Source organism: Pelagibacterium lentulum (assembly GCF_003992625.1).
Lineage (GTDB): Bacteria > Pseudomonadota > Alphaproteobacteria > Rhizobiales > Devosiaceae > Pelagibacterium > Pelagibacterium lentulum.
In genome coordinates, this window is record NZ_RZMW01000029.1 from 172,891 (window position 1) to 188,944 (window position 16,054).

General features: G+C 59.3%; 18 protein-coding genes. 3 read left to right on the forward strand and 15 right to left on the reverse strand.

All coding sequences use genetic code 11. From position 1 onward, the window contains the following. From EO133_RS08050 to EO133_RS08060, 3 genes are all read left to right on the forward strand, one after another. Positions 1–876 carry an ABC transporter permease gene (locus EO133_RS08050; RefSeq protein WP_127072130.1) on the forward strand — a complete coding sequence of 292 codons (876 nt, stop codon included), beginning with the start codon at positions 1–3 and terminating at the stop codon, positions 874–876. Continuing rightward, complete coding sequence (locus EO133_RS08055; protein ID WP_127072131.1) at positions 873–2,627, forward strand: M14 family metallopeptidase; 1,755 nt, start codon at positions 873–875, stop codon at positions 2,625–2,627. The genes EO133_RS08050 and EO133_RS08055 overlap by 4 nt, the downstream gene beginning before the upstream one ends. A gap of 298 nt (positions 2,628–2,925) precedes the next feature. Further along, entirely contained in the window at positions 2,926–3,390 is a 465-nt protein-coding gene (locus tag EO133_RS08060; protein WP_127072132.1) for a hypothetical protein, read from the forward strand. Positions 3,391–3,661: 271 nt separating this feature from the next. On the opposite strand, the gene EO133_RS20210 is transcribed toward EO133_RS08060, so the two are convergent. The 15 genes from EO133_RS20210 to EO133_RS08130 form a co-directional block, all read right to left on the reverse strand. Further along, entirely contained in the window at positions 3,662–3,805 is a 144-nt protein-coding gene (locus EO133_RS20210; RefSeq protein ID WP_164734919.1) for a hypothetical protein, read from the reverse strand. Beyond that, positions 3,751–4,101 (reverse strand): M20/M25/M40 family metallo-hydrolase, encoded by a 351-nt coding sequence (locus EO133_RS20820; RefSeq protein ID WP_164734930.1) that lies wholly within the window; start codon positions 4,099–4,101, stop codon positions 3,751–3,753. The genes EO133_RS20210 and EO133_RS20820 overlap by 55 nt, the downstream gene beginning before the upstream one ends. Before the next feature lie 17 nt (positions 4,102–4,118). After that, the gene (locus tag EO133_RS08070; protein ID WP_127072134.1) at positions 4,119–4,853 is read right to left on the reverse strand and encodes an SDR family NAD(P)-dependent oxidoreductase; all 735 of its coding nucleotides are present in this window, start codon (positions 4,851–4,853) and stop codon (positions 4,119–4,121) included. An 8-nt stretch (positions 4,854–4,861) separates the two neighbouring features. Continuing rightward, the gene (locus EO133_RS08075; protein WP_127072135.1) at positions 4,862–5,938 is read right to left on the reverse strand and encodes a Gfo/Idh/MocA family protein; all 1,077 of its coding nucleotides are present in this window, start codon (positions 5,936–5,938) and stop codon (positions 4,862–4,864) included. A gap of 27 nt (positions 5,939–5,965) precedes the next feature. Beyond that, entirely contained in the window at positions 5,966–6,916 is a 951-nt protein-coding gene (locus EO133_RS08080; protein ID WP_127072136.1) for an ABC transporter permease, read from the reverse strand. 12 nt (positions 6,917–6,928) lie between these two features. Then, positions 6,929–7,903, reverse strand: a complete 975-nt coding sequence (locus EO133_RS08085) for an ABC transporter permease (protein WP_127072137.1) — start codon at positions 7,901–7,903, stop codon at positions 6,929–6,931. Positions 7,904–7,977: 74 nt separating this feature from the next. Then, entirely contained in the window at positions 7,978–9,540 is a 1,563-nt protein-coding gene (locus EO133_RS08090; protein ID WP_244640822.1) for an ABC transporter substrate-binding protein, read from the reverse strand. After that, positions 9,531–10,616, reverse strand: coding sequence for a Gfo/Idh/MocA family protein (locus tag EO133_RS08095; protein WP_127072138.1), 1,086 nt, complete (start codon positions 10,614–10,616; stop codon positions 9,531–9,533). The genes EO133_RS08090 and EO133_RS08095 overlap by 10 nt, the downstream gene beginning before the upstream one ends. After that, a complete protein-coding gene (locus EO133_RS08100; RefSeq protein WP_127072139.1) occupies positions 10,613–11,527 on the reverse strand; it encodes an NAD-dependent epimerase/dehydratase family protein in 915 nt (304 codons plus the stop codon). The genes EO133_RS08095 and EO133_RS08100 overlap by 4 nt, the downstream gene beginning before the upstream one ends. Further along, positions 11,520–12,200: a GntR family transcriptional regulator gene (locus tag EO133_RS08105; RefSeq protein WP_127072140.1), complete on the reverse strand. Its 681-nt coding sequence runs from the start codon at positions 12,198–12,200 to the stop codon at positions 11,520–11,522. Before EO133_RS08105 ends, EO133_RS08100 begins: the two co-directional genes overlap by 8 nt. Before the next feature lie 4 nt (positions 12,201–12,204). Next, the gene (locus EO133_RS08110) at positions 12,205–13,104 is read right to left on the reverse strand and encodes a dihydrodipicolinate synthase family protein (RefSeq protein WP_127072141.1); all 900 of its coding nucleotides are present in this window, start codon (positions 13,102–13,104) and stop codon (positions 12,205–12,207) included. Then, entirely contained in the window at positions 13,101–13,610 is a 510-nt protein-coding gene (locus tag EO133_RS08115) for an ureidoglycolate lyase (protein WP_127072142.1), read from the reverse strand. The genes EO133_RS08110 and EO133_RS08115 overlap by 4 nt, the downstream gene beginning before the upstream one ends. Beyond that, complete coding sequence (locus tag EO133_RS08120; RefSeq protein WP_127072143.1) at positions 13,610–14,521, reverse strand: polysaccharide deacetylase family protein; 912 nt, start codon at positions 14,519–14,521, stop codon at positions 13,610–13,612. Before EO133_RS08120 ends, EO133_RS08115 begins: the two co-directional genes overlap by 1 nt. Positions 14,522–14,551: 30 nt before the next feature. Further along, the gene (locus tag EO133_RS08125; protein ID WP_127072144.1) at positions 14,552–15,550 is read right to left on the reverse strand and encodes a succinylglutamate desuccinylase/aspartoacylase family protein; all 999 of its coding nucleotides are present in this window, start codon (positions 15,548–15,550) and stop codon (positions 14,552–14,554) included. Positions 15,551–15,556: 6 nt separating this feature from the next. Beyond that, the gene (locus EO133_RS08130; RefSeq protein WP_127072145.1) at positions 15,557–16,054 is read right to left on the reverse strand and encodes a VOC family protein; all 498 of its coding nucleotides are present in this window, start codon (positions 16,052–16,054) and stop codon (positions 15,557–15,559) included.

The window sequence follows — 16,054 nt, forward strand, 5'->3', positions numbered from 1 at the left end:
ATGGCCAATTCTTCCGCTTCATCGAACGCTCCGGCGAAAAAACTCAACCTTTCCCGCTTCAAGAATCTTGAATTTGTCCTCGGCATATTGCTGGCTGGCGGCATCGGCCTTGCCGTTGCCCTTTCCTGGCTGCTGTTTCCCGATGGCGGACGTGCGGTCAACCTGATGGCGCGCCTGACCCCGCCCTTTGCCGATCCTGCGCACCTGCTCGGCACCGACCCGCTGGGCCGCGATATTCTCGCCCGTGTCATCATCGGCGGGCGCATTTCACTGACCGTCGGCATCGTTTCAACGGCAGGCGCCGTTATTATCGGCGTGATCATGGGGCTGATTGCCGGCTATTATCGCGGCATCTGGGACATGGTGGTCATGCGGTTTGCCGATATCCAGCTTGCCCTGCCTTTCATTCTGCTGGCCATCACCTTTATCGCCATCATCGGTGGCGGGCTGGTCAACACCATCATCCTGCTTATCGTTTCCCAATGGGTACAATATGCCCGGCTGGTGCGCGGGTCGGTTCTGGCTCTTCGAGAGCGCGAATTCGTGCAATCGGCGCGCGCCATTGGCGTCAAGGACATCAACATCATTCTGCGCCACCTGCTGCCCAATCTTTTGGGGCCGGTGATTGTTTTGATGACCATCAATGTGGCCAACAACATTCTGCTTGAAAGCAGCCTGACGTTCCTTGGCCTTGGCGTCGATCCCACGATCCCGAGCTGGGGCGGCATGCTGGCCGAGGGTCGCACCTATCTGCAAACCGCATGGTGGATCAGCGTCTTTCCCGGCGTTGCCATTTTGCTGACCGTGCTCGGCCTGAACCTTCTGGGCGACTGGCTGCGCGATACACTGGACCCGACCGGACGCACCCGCATATGACCCTTGTTATCGAAAAGATCTTTCCGCGAACGCTCGATGCGCTTGTCAGCCAATTTAGGACCGCATCATTGCAGGGCGGGCGGCTGGAGGCATGGGTCTTTGACGATGCCGCGGATCGAGCAAACGCACAGGCTGCTTTGAAAGCCAATGGTATCGAAGCAATCATCCGCTCGGCCTATAAGCCTCTCGTGCATTTTTTTCTCGAAGAGGTCGAGCGGCCCGGCGATATCGTATCGGTCAGGATCGGCTATCCGGTTATCGAGGGGGTCGAACGCCGATTTCTGCTTGAAAGCTATCCCCTTTCGGCGCTGCTTGATGGGGCCGAGATTACATTCGATGCAGGAACCGCAGTTCCATTCACCTATGATGTCGCCATAGCCTATCGCGATGGTTCAAAAGTTGAAAAGCAGGTCTTTGCGCCCAATCGCTCCCATATCGACCCGGCGGGCGAAGACGCCACTTCGCCAACCGGCTGGCTGCGTGTGACCAAAGGCGCGGAAATCATTACGGACGAAGCGCTTGAGACTGACATCGAAAGCCTTTTCCATACAGCGATCACCGCTATTGAAAACCATGACTGGGGCCAAACCGAACCCTATTTCGAGGAACTCAGCATTCGCGCGGAAATCGCTACACGGGATGTTCCTCTTGCGTGCGGACACGAAACGCTAAGTCTTGCCGAGGCGCTGCACGAGGACCTTTACTTTTCCCTGCTTGAAATCTTTCAGAAGAAGTCCGCGCGCCCGCGTGGAGATCGTGGACTAAAGCCCGGCCAGATCGTTCCTGAGATTCTGCACAATTCAGGCGCGCTTTCCCTGCGCATCGAGACCCGTCCGCTTGATGAGGCAGATCGAGACATGCCGAAAGCCGACATCGATACTGCGCCCCACGCGCTATCCGTTGCCCAGATTCGCGCTGAACTGGACGCCATTGGCGGCCAGGCGTTGTCCGCGCAATCACGGGGGGGCCGCAGGCTCGATGCGCGCTATGTAGCGGGTTCCGATCCGGCTGTGATTATCAGCGGCGGGCAGCACGCCAATGAAACGTCGGGGATTGTTGGTGCCCTGCGCGCGGCGAGGCAGCTTGCCAAACAGCCCGGCGCCCATTTCGTGATTTCCCCGTTGGAAAATCCTGACGGCTACGCGCTTCACGGACGGCTGACCGCTCTTCATAAGAGCCACATGCATCACGCTGCGCGCTACACGGGTTTTGGCAACGATCTCGAATATGAGCCGGATGCTGTTGGTGGAAAGCCAGGCTATGAGAGAGCCATTCGCACCCAGTCTCAAACCGTCAGCGGCGCGCAATTGCACGTCAATCTGCACGGGTACCCTGCCCATGAATGGACACGGCCTTTTTCCGGCTATGTTCCGCGTGGCTTTGAAATGTGGACCATTCCCAAAGGCTTCTTTCTCATCATGCGCCACCATGCCGACTGGCAGCGCCAAGCGGAACTTCTTATTGATCGGGTGACGGCGCATTTGAGCACGAACCGCAAGCTGCTCGACTTCAATGCCGAACAGATCGCGCTCTTTACGCGCCATGCCGGGGAGGCCGGTTTCACGATGGTCAATGGGTTTCCCTGCCTGATCAGTGTGGATGACCGGCACCAGACGCCATTGACGCTCATCACAGAATATCCTGACGAGACAATCGAGGGCGATGCGTTTATCGACGCCCACACGGCACAGATGGAAACGGTACTCGGAGCCTATGCCGCTTGGCAGGAGATCGTCGCGGCGGCGGATTGACAGCGTGCTTTCAGGACAAGTCAAGCCACTTGTTCGATATGAAAGAACGACAAAACAGTGACTTAAAGTTTTCGTTCGGTTCTATAGGAACGAGGAGCGCCCTGGAAGCGCATGGGAACCATTTCTGCTCGTGAAATCGTCAGCTTACAGAAAAGCTGGCTGGGGCGGCAGGATTCGAACAATGCCCCAAACGCCTGAATTTCCGGCCGCTTCTCCTGCCCCATGTTACACAATTTGTTAGCCAGCCCAAGGGTGGCACAAAGGCCTTTCCCCAATCCAAGCGAGTGGGGTACTGATCATGGACGCTCGACAGTTCCGAAACACATTCGCCATTCTCCACAACCTCGACAAGCAGGAGCTGGAAGATGCCAGCGTCCTAATACCGGATGCTAACGGCGGGTCCGACTGGTCGCGGTTCACCAATGGCATTGGGACGTTCGTTCTCAAGCTGCCGACTGACCGGCTGGAAAAGCTCTATGCGCTGATCGACGGCCGGCAGCCCGACAAATACCGGGGTGTGCCACCGCTGACGTTCGGTTACACCAATTGGCGTGGAAAGTTCGAGCAAAGGACCGTTCGGCCCCGCAAGGTCTGGTCTGGCAAGTCGCGGAACGACGTCGCGCATGTCGTGGTCTGCTGCAACGATGAAATCGTCCATGATCCCACGATCGATCAAAGCGGGATCGTCGCGCCGACAGATGACGGCTTTGTGCATGTCGAGTTCCTGATCCCAGCGCAAATACTGAAAGAAGGTGCGTCATGAGCATTAACCTGATTGGTCATGTGCTGCTCGCTATCGGCGTGCTTGGGATGGCTGGGGTGCTTCTCCTAGCATGGCGAAACTTTAGCACCGTCCCGTTCGGCCCCGTCTTAGGAACTTGGTTCTTATTCATCTTTCTTGTGATGAGCATTCTGAACGACATAGGTGTTCTATGACCCCGTGTGACATCATGGTGCTGCTGCACCACTACGCGACTGTTGATGCTGATTGGCCTTTGGGCCAAACGACAGCCTACCGGATAGCTATCCGCCCCCTACGCTGAGCGCCGCATGCCCAGTCCCAGCATTTCATATTCGGGCCGTGGCCTTGCCACGGGTTCGGCGTTCCGGATGCCGGCCGGGCCTATACCCTGAGCCTGGTCCGGCGCTGGTGCCGCCATGGGCGGTTGCTGGGACATGGGCGTGCTCTGGCTGCATCGGCAGGACTTCGCCACCGCCCGGTCCATACGCTTCTTTTTCTTTGTCCGCAGCGACAAGTTCCTTGTTTTTTTTCCATCCACGGCCCAACGTTGGGAGACTCGATCTCCTCTTCCCCCTCGATTCGGAATTTGAGATTGACCGGCACGTCCCAGCGTACGGCAAGGAACGCCTTGGCGGTTTTTTTGAATGCCAAAACGCCCGACTTGTTATCGGTGGCGCCGCGCACGTAGAGCACACCTTCGACAATTTCCGCCGAGATCGAAGGCTGACGCACAAACGCCTGAAGATCGCTTACGAGTCGATCTGGTGGCTCTGGCTTAGTGTCCAGGCGTCGAGACGGGTGCCGGAAAGCTCGGCAGGACGGTTCGCGGCAAGATAGGCAAAGGCGGGTGCCAAACGCTCGGGATCCACCCATTTGGCCTTCAGCTCATCGGGATAATTGCGGTCCGACATGGGGGTTTTCATATACATCCCCGGCGTGACGGTGACCGAGAGGATACCGTGTGGCTCCCCCTCAAGCGCCAGCGATTTGGAAAACCCCTCAAGCCCGTGCTTGGCAGCACAATAGGCAGCTTCCTGGTCGAAACCCTCGATACCCGACCGCGAGGAGACAAAGACAAGCGTGCCACCGCCCGCTTCGAGCATCGGCCTCCAAACAGCGCTGGCTAACTGAAATCCGGCCTGAAGGCCAACATTGAGCGTGCGCGAAAACTCTCCCAGATCAACGGCTTCGAACGGTTTGGGAACCAGAATCGCAGCGTTGTGGATCACGGTGTCAACGCGCGGCGACAGCGCCAACGCTTCGGCTATCGCTGCATCGGTTGCTTCGGCGTCCGAGAGGTCGGCAACGATGGCGCTCGCGTTCGCCCCGCACTGCTCGGCGGTGCGTTTCACCCCTTGGCCATCATAGTCGAACAAAACCAGCAGGGTCCCGCTGGGCGCCATATAGCGGGCGATGCCCGCACCAAGCCCCTGCGCGGCGCCGGTGATCCAGATGGTCTGTTGGGACAGCGGGCGGGGGCTCATTGTCGCGCTCATGGCTGTTCTGGTGCAAGATCGATCCAGCGCCGTTCGGCAGTGGACTGATGGACTGCATCGAGCACTCGCTGGTTGTACAGACCATCAAAAAAGCTCGCACCGCGTTCGAGCTTGCGGCCCTCTGCGACCGCATTGGTGAATTCGCGCAGGACGGCGACCACTGAAACATTCCAGATTCCCTTGTTAAGCCCCTCAAGGCCTGCATTGGGATCATCGACCGTAATGTCCTCGAACCCCTGGCCCGCCTTGGCGAAATAGAGCTTCTCGTCACTATTATCGAGGGTGATGGTGCCTTTGGATCCGAACACCTGGGTTAGATTGCCGATATTGCTGGCCGCAACCCCGGACATGAAAACCTGGGCTCGCGCGCCGCTCACCAACTTCATCATACACCAGGCCAGATCGTCGGCGGTAGCGGTCCAGGGTTGGCCGGTGGTCTTGTCAATCCGGTCAGGAATCATGGTCAGGGCTTCACCAACGACACTTTTGACGGGGCCGAGCCACCAGCGAACCATGTCGGTCTGGTGGCTGCCATTGGCGCCTAGCCGTCCACCGCCATGTTCGGCCAAAGACCACCAATCACCCTTGGGTCGCCCCGCGGGATCTGCCCAGGACGCGCCGATATTGGCGATATTGACGTGGCGAATCTCGCCCAACGAGCCCTCGGCGATCATTTCGGCGATGCGCATGCGGTTGGGATTGAACCGCAACTCGTGGTCGATCATGTGCACACGGCCCAGTGCCTCAGCCTTGTCGAGCATCGCCTTGGCCTCGCTCGCGTTCATGGCAGTCGGCTTTTCGCACAGGACATGCGCACCGGAATCGAGCGCGGCAAGCGTCATTTCGGCATGGGTGTCGGTGGGCGTGGCGATAAGCACCACGTCGGGTGAATGGGTATCCAACATCGCCCGCCAGTCGTCATAGGCATTCTCGATACCAAACGCGTCAGCGGCTGACCGCGCGCTTTCCAGCCGGTTGGATGCTACGGCGACACAGGTAACGCCGGGCACATGACGCAGGGCAGGCAAATAGGCAGCGCGGGCAAAACTGGCCCCGATGATCGCAACTTTCATAGTCGAAGTTTCCTTGTTTTCTGAGGGTCAGCCGATGGTCTTCAAGCGCGGGTCAAGGAAGTCGCGCAGCCAATCCCCAATGATATTGAACGAAAGAACCGTCAAAACGATCGCGATGCCCGGGAAAAAGGCCAGCCACCAGCGATTGGCGATGAGCTGGTCGCGGCTTTCGGCCAGCATCGATCCCCATGTGGGCACCGATGGCGGAACGCCCAACCCCAGAAACGATAATGCAGCTTCCGAGAGAATGACGCTGGCTACGTTGAATGACGCGATGACGGTCAAAGGCGCAACGATGTTGGGTAGGATGGTGCGGAAGATGATCGAGGGCGTGGAATCGCCCAGTGCGCGAGCTGCCTCCACGAACTCCTTCTCTCGCAGCGAAAGCGTCTGGGCACGCACGATCCGGGCATAGGTGACCCATTGACCGATGCCGAGCACCAGGATTATGTTGAGAACTCCCGGGCCGAGAACCACAAGAAACATGATGGCAAGCAAGATAAACGGGAAAGCCAGCTGGATATCGCCCAGCCGCATTATCACATCATCGATCCAGCCCCCGAAATAGCCAGAGACCAAGCCGGCGATAACGCCGATGGTGCCACCGACCGCGATGGCGCACAGCCCCACCAGCAGCGAAATCCGCGCCCCATAGAGCAAGCGGGAAAAGACGTCGCGGCCCAGCGCATCGGTGCCCAACAGGTAAAAGGCATTACCCGATTGCTGCAGCGGATCGAGCAGCCGGATCATGATGTTCTGGCGATTGGGATCGAACGGCGCAAGTAAGGGTCCGAAAACGGCGGCGATCACCACGCACAACAGGATGAACAGGGCGACGACCGGCCATTTCGCGACAACCATTGAGCGCCAGGCGCGCTTGAACTCCTTGCGCAACTCCCTGCCCTTGGGGCTGGCTGGCGGCACGGGGCCAACAGAAGGGACCGCATCGGCATGTTCGGGCTTGAGACCAAGGCTCATTTTCTGCCCCTCCTAATATTTGACGCGTGGGTCGATGCGGGCATAAATCAGATCGACGAGCAGGTTGAGGGTGATGAAAATCAAGGCAAGCACGATCACAGAGGCCTGAACTACGGGAATGTCGCGCTGGCTGATTGCGTTGAATACAAGCCGACCGATGCCGGGCCATGAAAAGACCATTTCAACGACGACGACACCGCCCAAGAGAAACCCAAACTCCAGCCCGATCATGGTCACCACGGGTAACCAAGCATTTCGCAGAGCATGGCGCACAACGACGGCGCGCTCAGAAATGCCTTTCGAGCGGGCCGTGCGCACATAATCCTGGCCCAGAACTTCGAGCATTGAAGAGCGCACCAAGCGGGCATTGCGGGAGAGCGAATAGAACCCGACGGCGACACCGGGCATGATCATGTAGTAGAGCGCCTGAGGCAGCTGGGTAAAGGCGCGGACGATCTCCCCTTGCAGCAGCGGCATGAGGAACGGCACGTGGCCGGAAATGGGAAAAAGGCGCAATTGCAGGCCGAACAGCATGATCATCATGATGCCAAGCCAGAAATTGGGAATGGACTGACCGAGCATCGCGACAGTCATGATCGAGCCATCCACGGGGGTTCCGCGATAGAGTGCCGAGAAAACGCCCAGCGGAATGGCCAGCGAAATTGCAAGTATCAGCGCGAACAACGTCAGTTCGATAGTCGCGGGTAGCGCCTGAAGCACTACGTCAATGGCAGGCCGACGGAACGTCAGAGAATTTCCGAAATCGCCCTGAAGCAAATTGCTGATGTAGGTGACGTATTGAATATGCAGCGGACGATCGAAGCCCAGCGCGCGGCGGGCCGCTTCTATTTCCTCAGTCGATGCGCGTTCCGAAACGTAGAGATAGGTCGGATCACCCCCGATTTGCAGGGCAACGAAACTGATGAAGGTCACGCCGATGATCACGATCACGCTCTGGATCAGGCGGCGTACTATGAAGGTCCACATCGCTTCGGAGCTCCCCGGGATATAAGTGTTGGGTACGGCATGCGGGGATGGCGCCCGCATGCCGGTGGTTTGGGTTAGTTGCCTGCCAGTTTGGTGTCGAACAGGTAGACTTTCTCATCGCGGCGGGGTTCGAAGGCCACGCGGCTCGAAACACCGTAGAAGTCGGGCTGGAAGTAGAGCAGCAGCCAGGGGCTGTCCTCGTAGAACACTTCGAGCATTTCGTTTATCACGACGCGGCGCTCTTCTTCGGTTTCCGCAGCGGCGATATCGGTCCAGCGGTCGAACCAATCGGGATTGTCCCAATGTGTATAGTTGGTGCCCGCGCCAACAACCGAGAGGTCGGTCATGTCATAGAGCGGGCTCCATGTGCCCCCGCCGGAGCCCAGGAAAAACATCGGTCCGGCCTTGCGCTGGCTGATCAGGGGAACATAGGTCGAGGCCCAGTCGAGCAACTCGACATTGGTCTGCACCCCGACGTCAGATAGGAACTGGCCGATGGCCTGGACAACGTTGACGTCGTTGAGGTAACGACCGCGACCTGCCTGCAGGGTGATCTCGAAGCGCACGCCGTTGTCGGCGCGCGGGAAACCGGCTTCATCAAGAAGCTGTTCGGCCATTTCGGGATCGTAAGGGTAAGGTACCAGGTTCGGGTTGCCGTTGGGCGGGTTAACAAGGCCGGTTGCGCGCTCACACTCGAAGTTGAGCAGTTGCGTGCAAATCGAGGGAACGTCGACCGCGTATTGCAGTGCACGACGGACCTCGGCGTTCTGAATGGCGGCGCCACCTTCGGTATCGGCGAAGTCGTCACTCATGTTGAAGCCGACATAAATGCGGCGTGTACCCTGGACCGGGGCGACTTTGGCCGATCCCGAATTGTTGATCGCGTCGATCTGGTCGGGGGAGACGTTGGTGATGATATCCACGTTCTGGGCAATAAGCTCGGCCGTACGGGTCGAGGCTTCGGGAATTACGCGCCAGATAATGTTCTGAAAGTTGCCTTCGTCTTCCTTCCAGCGCTCGAGCACGACTTGCGAGCCGGGCTCCCAGCTGACCAGACGATAGGGTCCGGAGGCAACCGGATTGCGCGCAGCCTCGTCCAGCGTCATGGCTTCGTATGAATCCTTGCAGTGGATGAAGACTTCGGCAATCAGACCGAACGAGACCGGGTTGGGCCGGCCCAGATCGATGCGAACTTCAAGATCGGAAACCGCTTCAGCGCCCTGGAACTGGATCGAGGAGAAGACAAAGCCCGGCGTATTGCCGGTGAAGGCGTTATCCGGGTCCGCAGCGCGGTTGAACGAATAGGCCGCATCCTCTGCGGTCAAAGCTTCCCCGTCTTCGCACGTAAGACCTTCACGCAAGGTGTAGGTATAGGATGTGCCATCTTCGGAGACCACATAGGATTCGGCGAGGTCGGGCACGATATCGCCATCGGGCGTGATTTCGTAAAGCGTACCGAAGATATGCTTGGCGATATTGGAATTGTCCCGGCTGGAAATCGGTGCAGGGTCAAATGTATTTACATCGGCACTGATGCCAACGACGATAGTGTCTTCAGGCGGTACCGCCAGTGCAGTAGCCATCGGCGCAAGAAGCACCGCGGCGCCTGCCAGTAACAGGTGTCGCTTCATTGCCATTTGGACGTCCTTTGAGTTGCTGGAGGGACTAAGACTTCCGGACGGCCCCCCTTCTGTGAGCTGAGCTCAAGGCCGGCCGGATCTATCGCCTCGCCGCGTTGCGACGAGATGATGCTCGCTTGCACCATTTGCAGCGATTTCAGGTGATCGCGCCCCGTACACTCCAGGGCGATCTCACCCTTGAGTGCCAGAACGAACCGACGCAGCAAAAGCGCGGCATCGTCGATCCATTGTCGGTAGTCGGGCAGCGGCACATCGGTGACGCTTTGGTCGTCGCGCAGCGCATAGCCAAGTGCGCCGAACTGGTCGCGCTGAAACGCGATGCCATTGGCGCATTCCGAGCGCCACGTAAATTGAGGCTGGGTCCAGTTGGCGGCCCAGGTCCCCTGATAATTGACGATAACCCCGTTGTCGAAAGTGATCAGCGCCGAGACGTTTGCATCGTCGGCATACATCGACCAGGGCGGATTGAAGGTTTTAGCAAAAATCTCAACGGGTTCGCTGTCATAGACATAGCGCATAAGGTCGAAATGGTGGATCGATTGCTCCCAGAGCATGGGCTGGCCCATGGTGAGGGGATATTTATTGATGTGGGGCAGATGTCCGTCGCGCCAACGCTCATAGCTAAAGCGCGCAAATGATGGGCGACCGAGCGGGCCCGAAAACAATTCACGCAGTGCAATCGTGACCGGGAGATAGCGGAAATTGAGCCCAACCATGAGCGGGGTGTCCGTCGCCTCACAAAGCTCGACAAAGCGGGCAGCCTCGGCAACGCTGTTGGCCAAAGGCTTTTCGGCCAGGATCGCGAGGCCCGCACCGCATGCCGTTTCGATATCGTCATGTCGGCCCGAGGGCGGGGTCGAGAGCAGAACGGCATCGGCATCGACGGACTGAACGGCCTCGGCCAAAGAGCGAAAAACCGGAACGCCGGGCCATTCCGACTGCGCCCTATCGCGCGCAGCCCGGTCGGGATCGGCCATGGCCAGAAGCGTAACGCCGGGTTGATCGGCAATCACGCGCAGCCAGAACTTGGAGCGCGCGCCCAGACCCACGATGATGAGGCGCAATGCGGTCATCGGGCGCCCTCCGCAAATGACTGTGTCCCCAGCGCCGCCAGTCCGGCCTCGAGCGAGGTCCAGGCAAACCCGGCAAGTTCGTGGCGGATCGAGACCATGGGCGCTTTCGTGGGTTCGGGGGTGGTCGGTACGCCGATAGCAGTGGCAGCACCGGGTCCCGCGATCATGTGCGCCAGCTCGAGATCGGACACGATTTGGCCGGACCCGCAATGAAGCACACCGCGCACCGTGTGCGGGGAACAAACCAGCTGGGCCAGGGCCCGCGCCAGATCGGGCGCATAAGTCCAGTCCCTGCGCCTGGCCGGAGTTTCAAGGACTAGCGACTGCCGAGCCTGAGCAGCGGCGATCAAACGGCAGACCAGCGAAAGGCTTGTGCGGCTGCGGCGCACTGTTTCGTTAGGGCCATAAATCGGACCCAGGCGTAAGGACAGGCCATGATGAGCTTGAGTGACTATTTCTCCGATGCGCTTGGCGAGCGCATAGGGTTCGCCGGCGGTGTCTGGTGTGGTTTCGGTGGTGGTCTGGTCGCCATCACCCGGCGCAAAGACCCCCGAAGAGGACAGAAAGACGATCTGACCGACGCTGGCCCGCTCCGCTGCATCGATTGCATCGAGTAGCATATCGAGATTGTGCTTGAGATGAGCAGTGTCACTCAGCCCCAGATCTTGGGGGGCTGTCGTCAACGCCGCGCCATGAACAAGGACATCACACCCCGAGACCACCTCGCGAGCAAGGCTAGTGGTCAGAGGACCCTCCACGATGCGGCAGGTTTGGAGCCGAGCGCGGGTAGCGGTACTGAAATGGCGGTCGGTTGCAACGACACGGTGGCCTAGCCGGGCGAGCCCTTCAGCCAGGTGGCTGCCGACGAACCCGCCAGCGCCCGTGATCGCAATGGACGGCCGCTCACTCATCTTTGGCAAACAACTCCGCGTTGTTCGTGATGTCTGCTGCCGAGCGCGTGTGGTCCGAGATCAGCGAGATGGCGAGAATAATGTCTTTCTTGCGTAGGGCCGCAACGATCGGGAGATGATTCCTCGCGACATCGTTGAGATCCCGATTGGCCTTGTTGCGCAACGCCATGATCTGGTGGATGCGCAAGAACAGGTTGTCCCAGACCGAGAGCAGAATGGCGTGATCGGACAAGCTGATCAGGGTGCGGTGAAAACCCTGATCAGCCACCATCAGCGCTTCGAAATCATCGTGCGCGGCGGCCTCAGTCATGGCCTGGCAGAACGGCTCAAGGGGCGAGACATCCTTGTTGAACTCAATGATGCGACGCACGGCAAAGGCTTCGAACTGTTCACGCAGGCTGTAAAGTTCCTCGACTTCGCGCGGGGTGAGCGGTTTGACCCGTTTGCCCTTGTAGGCGACGGTTTCGATCAGCCCTTCGTTCTCCAGAATCTGGATTGCCTCACGCACGGGGGCACGGCTGATGTTGAGTTGATTGGCCAGGTTCAATTCGACAATGGGCGTGCCCGGCTTCATCTTGCCGTTGATTATGGCGCGGCGCAGCGTATCTGCCACCTGCATGCGCAGGGGGAGGTTTTCGATTCTGGCGATATCGGTCGGCGCGCTGTCAGTCATGGCTTCACACCTGTGTTGGGGCGCACAGACGCGCCACGTCGTTGATTGCGCCGCGCAGGCTATCGGGTACCGGAGCGAAGGGTGGGCGAACGATCTCATAGGCCGGGTCACCGCGCAGAATGGCTGTGACGGCCTTGACCGCAGGGATCAGCGGCAGGCTCTCGAAGCGCTTGCGCACCTCGGCCACCCGCTCGGCGATACCCGCTTCCCGCTCGGTGCCTAATGCCTTGATCAGCGCCGCGATCGCCATGGTGTTGACGTTGGCCGAGGCACTGATGCAACCGGCCCCGCCCGCTGCAACATTTTTGCCGATCAGCGATTCGGAGGCCGAATAAACATCGAGCTCGGGAAACGCCTTGATGATGGCGTGGGTGTTGTCCCAGTCGCCCGACGAATCCTTGAGTCCAACGAACACACCAGGATAGGTCTTGAGCAGGCGCTCGATGAGCGAAAGCGTGATCGCAACGCCGCTCATCTGGGGGATATGGTAGAGATAGATCTTGAGATCTGAGCTTCCGACCGCCTCTACGATCTGGGCGTAATAGGCATAAACCCCATCTTCGGTGACGCCCTTGTAATAGAAGGGCGGTAGGGTGAGCGTGCCCAGACATTTGTTTGCCACGGCATCCCGGGTCAGGGCGATGGCCTCGGGCAAGGCGGCAGCACCGGTGCCGGGCATCAAACGGCTCGGATCGATCCCTCCCTCGATAAGGACGGCGAGCAGCCGCTTGCGCTCATCCAGCCCCAGCGAGGCTGCCTCGCTGGTGGTGCCGAACGGGGCCAGCCCGTCGGCACTCTGATCCAGCAGCGTTCTGGCGTTGGCCAGGAACCGGGCCTCATCGATCGAGAGGTCGGCTGCGAACGGTGTGATGGCAGGGACAAAAAGTTTCGGGTTGCGTTTCATGCGACGTTCCTGCCCTGATTTATCTTGTCGTTGTCCGACGTGATCCGAAGCCCTTCAATTTCGTGGAGCACATCGTCATCGGTACGCCCACGCCACATGAGCACGGCAAAAACTCCGGGGCCATCGAGCACGCTCATGCCCATGTGCCAGGTGCCGGGACGATAAAGGATCCCCCGGTTTCCGCTCAGCATAACGGCGCATGCCCTGCCCAGATCGGGCGCGCCGGCACCTGTATCGGGGGCAACAAGCACCACGTAGCGCGAAACATCGAGCGGCATGAAGGCCTGAGCCGCGTGGGGATGGCGCTCAAGACGGTCGACCACCAGCGGCAGACACGACGGAGCAACACGATTTGTGTGAAACACCGGAGCGAGACCTGACCCCGATGCGATGATGGCATCGGTAAAAAAGCGGCGGTCACCAAACGTCTCGGGCGGGGTGATGATTTCGGCCAATGGGCCCAGCGCGGCGTGCGGATCAGTTTGACAGATAGCGATCTCGATCATCAGGTAAATTCTCCCGCAGTCTCGCGCGAAAAGGGAACGCAGCGCTTGAAGTGCTCGGCAATCGCGAGACGCCCAGCAACCCAGACACCTTGAAGGGCCGCAATGTGGTCGAGAAATGCGACAAGTCCGGCGAGCCGGCCCGGATGCCCGATGATACGCGGATGCAGGCCCACGCTCATCATGCGCGGACCGTCATGTTCCAGTAGTCCCGTCAGGGTTTCGATGAGGAATGTCCCGTATTCAGCCCCAGTGACCCAACCACCTTGCAGGAACTTGGCGTCGTTGGTGACAAGCGAATAGGGAACCACCAAGTGAGGTGCGTCCGACACAAGCGTCCAATAAGGCAGCTCGTCGTTATAAGCATCGCTGTCGAAAGCAAATCCCCCGTGTTCGACAACGAGCCGACGGGTGTTTTCCGAACGTGAATACCGGCAATACCAGCCCGAGGGCGTGCGTCCGAGCAGATCGGTGACAAGGCTGTAAGCTCGCGCGATCTGGTCCCGTTCCTCCGCTTCGTCCAGATGGTAGTGCTCGATCCATCGCAGTCCGTGACACACGATATCCCAGTCGGTGCGAGCGATGGCCCGTGCAGCGCGCGGATTGCGCTCAAGCGCCACTGCCGCAGCAAATATTGTGACCGGCAAGCCCCGGCTCACGAACAGGTCGTGAAGCCGCCAGAAGCCGACGCGGCAGCCATATTCGTACATGGACTGACTGGCCAGATCGCGGGATCCGACCGGGACGCGAGGGGTGCTGACCTCGATCAGCGCGCTTTCCGAACGCCCGTCGCCATCGTCGATGGAATACTCCGAGCCTTCCTCATAATTGACCACGAAGTTCACCGCGACGCGTGCGCCTCCGGGCCAGTCAAATTGCGGTGGTGTGTCGGCATAACCGATATAGTCACGCATGAGGGTTCTCCTCCGCCAGACCTGTGGCCGTCAGCGCCAAGTCCGCGGCCCTTCCACCTTGTTGAAAAAGCAGCACCAATCGCCCGTGTTCACGTTGGGCAGCGCGCGCAGGCCAAAGAACATGCCGTCCGCCGGGGCGGTAAGATGGGCCAATTCGTCGCCAAAAATGTTGACGATCCTTGCGATCGAATCCCCCTTCTTCATGGGAGTGAGGAAATCGACCCCCGGGGTCGGAATGAAGATGCCCGAAGCCGGCGCAAGCAGAGCCTCCTGCTGACCCCTGGTGGGGTTGTCCGGATAGACCGGCGTACCCGGGTACATCTTGTAATGATAAAGAATATTGAGGATCGAATTGGCCAACTCCCGGCCGACCTTGGCAAAGGCTTCCGGCCCGGTGTGCGAGCGCCCGCCAAGCTCTACTGTGATCCCGGTCTTGCCGATTTCCTTCATCTGCGCCATGGGTGAGCCCTTGGGCAGGAAATTGCTCATGATGCAGCCCCAGCCCTCGCCCATCGCCATGGCGAGTTCGACAGATTCAGGTGTCTCGTCGACGAATATCGCCTTGGCCAGAAAGGAATGCGCACCGCCCGAGTGGATGGAGATCTCTATGTCGGCAGATCGGCTCATCCATTCGGAGTGAGCGTGCGCGACGCGCTCGGAAAGATAGCCATTGGCGCGACCTGGATAGATGCGGTTCATATCGAACGAGAACGTGTCGAGAGGATTGCCGCGATTGGCCGCCTCGAACGCCATGACGTTGACGACCGGAACCATCACAACCGTGCCGATGAGCTGTTTGGGGTCGATCTCGCGCATGGCGATCTGGCAAGCGAGCGGGCCCTCGGGCTCATCGCCGTGGATGGCGCCATTGACCCAGAAGGTCTTGCCCGGTTTGGCGCCATTGATCACGACTACTGGAATTTCGACCTTGGTGCCTCCGGCAAGTTCTGTGACGGGAATAACGCCACGGGCAACCTGCCCGGGCTGTGCGGTGGCAGTGCCGATGGTGACGGAGTTGGATTGGGTCATGATCGGTCAAATCCCCTGATAAGCTTCGTACTTCTTGAGTTCTTCAGGGGTGTAGACCTGCATGAACTCAATCTCGATGCCGCCCGCGTCATTGTCCAGAAACGCGACATAACCTTCGGGATGGGGATGCGAACCGTAAACACCGCAGGCCTGGCAGATGCGCAGTTCGGCCCCTTGTGCCTTGGCATGGTCGAGGGCCTTTTCGATGTTATCGACCTCATAGCAAATGTGGTGCAGGCCCTCTGCGCCACGCTCGGAAATCCATGCATCAAAGCGGCCGCCGGCCTCGAGCGACTGGCAGAGCTGGTATTCGATGCCCCCGAGGTAAAAGAGCGCAACGCGGTTCTTGGACTTGGGGAAGTCGGTTATCGTGGTGTCGGCGGGGACATGCAAAAAACGCGCGTAGGCGTCAAGCGTCGCCTTGGCGTCGCGGACAGCAAAGGCCATGTGCTTGATTGCGGTGACGTTGGGATTGTCGGATTTCACCTGGGTGGGTGCGGACAT